The following is a 3028-nucleotide window of genomic DNA, read 5'->3' as shown; positions in this document are numbered from 1 at the left end:
GGATAGAGGCCGAAGAGCACCGGACGATTTACCGCCCCTGGGGAGAATTCACGGTCCTCGAAGAGGGCGACCGATACAAGATAAAGCGGATCATGGTAAAGCCCGAGGAGAGGCTGAGCCTCCAGATGCACCATCACAGGAGCGAACACTGGATTGTGGTGAAGGGCACCGCCAAAGTCACCATCGGCGACAGGGACATCTTCATCCACGAAAACGAAAGCGCCTATGTGCCGAAATCTACACTTCACAGGCTCGAAAACCCCGGGAAGGTGCCTCTCGAAATTATCGAGGTCCAGAACGGTGAATACGTGGGAGAAGACGACATCAGAAGACTGGACGACAGGTACGGCAGGTAATGTGTGCATCCGCCAGGGTACGCCTCATCATCGCCCTCCTGCGTTTTCTGCGTCCCGGGGTCGTGCTCCGCAGCAACCCCGGGCCTTTTCCGAGGGTAGTTCCCACAGACCTTCCGGAGTGATCGTGAAGTATTTCGATGACAGCGGGTCCGAACGCGCTGCCTTTTACCGACTCTTTGCCTCCCTCTTCATGCAGGAGCCTTCGGAAGAAACGCTGCTCAGCATCAAGGCATTACTGACTATGGAGTTTAACGATACGGCGGAGGAAATTGGGGCTGATTTCAGACAGCTCTTTCTCGACGAGACAGGTCATCTGCAGCCTTACGAGTCGCTCTATAACTACCCTCTGGGAGAGGAGCCGCGGCTTTGGGGAAAGGCGACGGAAGAGGTGCAGAGGCTCTACCGGACCGCGGACCTGATGATCGATGAGGAAACGAATCTTCTTCCCGACCACCTCTCCCTTGAGTTGCTGTTTATGAGCTATCTCGCAGAGCGCGGCCTCTCCGAGGACCAGAAAGCGTTCCTCGGAGACCATCTCCTCACCTGGGTGCCTGTCTTTTGCGACGAAGTCATGAAACACTGCCGGACTACTTTTTACAGGGAAGCGGCCGCGCTCCTCAAGGAGTATCTGTCATCCGATTACGAAGGGTTGGAGGGCAAGTGAACGACCGGACAGACAAGGGAAAGAAAGGACCGGAGGACAAGGCGCTCTTCAGGCAGCTTTTTACCGTCGGGCTGATCGGTATACAATTCGCCCTTTCGATCTTCGTCGGTTTTGCCATGGGCTACTTTCTCGACAAGCTCTTCCACACCTTCCCCTGGCTCACCGTCATATTCCTCATCTTCGGCATCATTGCGGCGTTCCGTGAACTCTTCAGGCTCGCCGGGAGGGACAATGGGAATCGGGAAAAGGATCGTTAAGAAAAGCGCCCTCGTGATCCTTCCCCTGACGCTCCTCTCCTTCGCCGTGAACTGGGAGGCGGAAAACCTCAGGTTCCTGAGGATCTTCGGAAATCCCGTCTTCGTCCCTGTCAGCATTGTCATCGGCGGCCTGCTCGGCCTCGCCAATATTAACGGCCTCATCTGGAGTCTCGAAAGACTGCTCGGAAGCTCCAGGGCCAACGCGAAACTCGTGTTCGTGAGCATGTTCCGCCTCCTCATCCTTTTTGCCGTCATCATCGCCCTCACCGCCCTCAAACTCATTAATTTCCTGGGCCTGCTGACGGGAATGCTCGTGGTATTTCTGGTGCTTATAAGAGAGGCGGTGCATCAGGCAGAGAGGCAATAACCCCGTTCAATTCGAAACACAAAGGCAAGTGAGAAGTGGTGAGAAGTCTTGTATCGCGATCCATTGAAAGAGTCGCCCCAAACAGTATTTTCCTCAACGTGGGATTACCACTCTCGGTAAAATCCTGTAATGCCTCACCTTCGGAATCTTATCGCATGTACAAGACTTCGAACCATTTCATGCTTGCCCTTGCACGCCGGAAAATCGGCGGCGAGAGACATTCTGCTATTTCACGGTTATTTCGAAGTGAACCCTTCTGTTCGTTCTGGCTTCGTTCGATTCCTTCTTCTTCGGGTACTTCTCGATCAGTTCCGGTTCTGTCTTTCCGTACCCTTTCACGCTCAGGCTGTCGGGGGATATCCCTCCCTCCTTCACCAGATAGTCCTTCACGGCGCCCGCCCTTTTTACGCTGAGCTTCATATTATATTCTTCCGTGCCTATCATCGAGGTGTGTCCCTGGATCTCGATCCTCATTCCCGGATGGGCTTTCAGGATCTCTATGTTCTTCTTCAGGATCTCTTTCGCCTCCGGCGTGAGCGCTGCCTTGTCGTGGCCGAAATGCACATCTTCGAGGACTAGCTGCACCGTTTCAGGCTCCTTTACAGGCGCGGGGGGAGCCGCAGCTTCAGGCTTCGGCGCAGGGAGAGGGGTCGGTTCGGGTTTCGGTGCAGGGAGAGGGGTCGGTTCGGGCTTGGGCTCAACAGGCTGCGCTGCGGCCACGGGCTTCGGCTTCTTCCCTCCGAAGGTAAAGGTCAGCCCTGCAGAAACGATCACATTATTGGAATGGGTCTGGACATCCCTGAGATCCGCCCGCAGGCCCACACAATCGGAAATGGCGTACTTGGCACCGATCCCGATGTTGCCCATCACACTGTCATAGGAGTGCCCGTGCTTGGGATGCACATCGGCAAATCCGACGCCCGCAACCACAAAGGGAGTCAGCCGCTTCTCGGGCATCAAATGATAGACGACATCGGCATGAAACATGTCGGCGGTCGAGACCGCATAGTCGAAAGCACCCTCGATGCCCCAGTTCTTCGTGATGTTATAGCCGGCACGAAGGCCGTAGAAATCCTTGTGGCAGAGCACATGGGAATTAGAGCCGGTGCAGTATCCGAAATAGGGATTGAGCTCAAAACTCTCTTCGCGTATTTCGGCCCGCGAGATACCCGGCAAACACGAGATCAGGACGGACAAAAGAATCACCAGCGAGCTTCTTCGCATCTTCCCTCCTAACAAATTTTTCCTATAATATAATCATTCATCCGCCCTGTCAACAGATTTATCCTGTTCTCCGCGCAATGGACCGGCACCGATTGGTGAAAAAAGAGTTGACATAATTTGCGGTATGCTTTACACTCAAGCAATTTCATTTGCGGGCTTC

General features: G+C 54.5%; 5 protein-coding genes. 4 read left to right on the top strand and 1 reads right to left on the bottom strand.

Annotation, left to right across the window (positions count from 1 at the left end; translation table 11 throughout):
• From VEI96_03330 to VEI96_03315, 4 genes are all read left to right on the top strand, one after another.
• A partial coding sequence (locus VEI96_03330; GenBank protein ID HXX57014.1) for a cupin domain-containing protein occupies positions 1–356 on the top strand: 356 nt, incomplete at its 5' end.
• A 124-nt stretch (positions 357–480) separates the two neighbouring features.
• Positions 481–1020, top strand: a complete 540-nt coding sequence (locus VEI96_03325) for a molecular chaperone TorD family protein (protein ID HXX57013.1) — start codon at positions 481–483, stop codon at positions 1018–1020.
• Positions 1017–1277 (top strand): AtpZ/AtpI family protein, encoded by a 261-nt coding sequence (locus VEI96_03320; protein ID HXX57012.1) that lies wholly within the window; start codon positions 1017–1019, stop codon positions 1275–1277. Before VEI96_03325 ends, VEI96_03320 begins: the two co-directional genes overlap by 4 nt.
• The gene (locus tag VEI96_03315) at positions 1252–1644 is read left to right on the top strand and encodes a hypothetical protein (GenBank protein ID HXX57011.1); all 393 of its coding nucleotides are present in this window, start codon (positions 1252–1254) and stop codon (positions 1642–1644) included. Before VEI96_03320 ends, VEI96_03315 begins: the two co-directional genes overlap by 26 nt.
• A gap of 225 nt (positions 1645–1869) precedes the next feature.
• Here VEI96_03315 and VEI96_03310 read toward each other — a convergent pair whose 3' ends face one another.
• Positions 1870–2868: an OmpA family protein gene (locus VEI96_03310; GenBank protein ID HXX57010.1), complete on the bottom strand. Its 999-nt coding sequence runs from the start codon at positions 2866–2868 to the stop codon at positions 1870–1872.
• Positions 2869–3028 lie beyond the last annotated feature (160 nt).

It is taken from the genome of Thermodesulfovibrionales bacterium, assembly GCA_035622735.1.
GTDB lineage: Bacteria > Nitrospirota > Thermodesulfovibrionia > Thermodesulfovibrionales > UBA9159 > DASPUT01.
This window is presented reverse-complemented; position numbering and strand designations above follow the sequence as displayed.

Excerpts from the sequence above, each read along its gene's own strand:
- VEI96_03315 (HXX57011.1), top strand. The coding sequence starts at position 1,252 with ATGGGAATCGGGAAAAGGATCGTTAAGAAAAGCGCCCTCGTGATCCTT.
- VEI96_03310 (HXX57010.1), bottom strand. The coding sequence starts at position 2,868 with ATGCGAAGAAGCTCGCTGGTGATTCTTTTGTCCGTCCTGATCTCGTGT.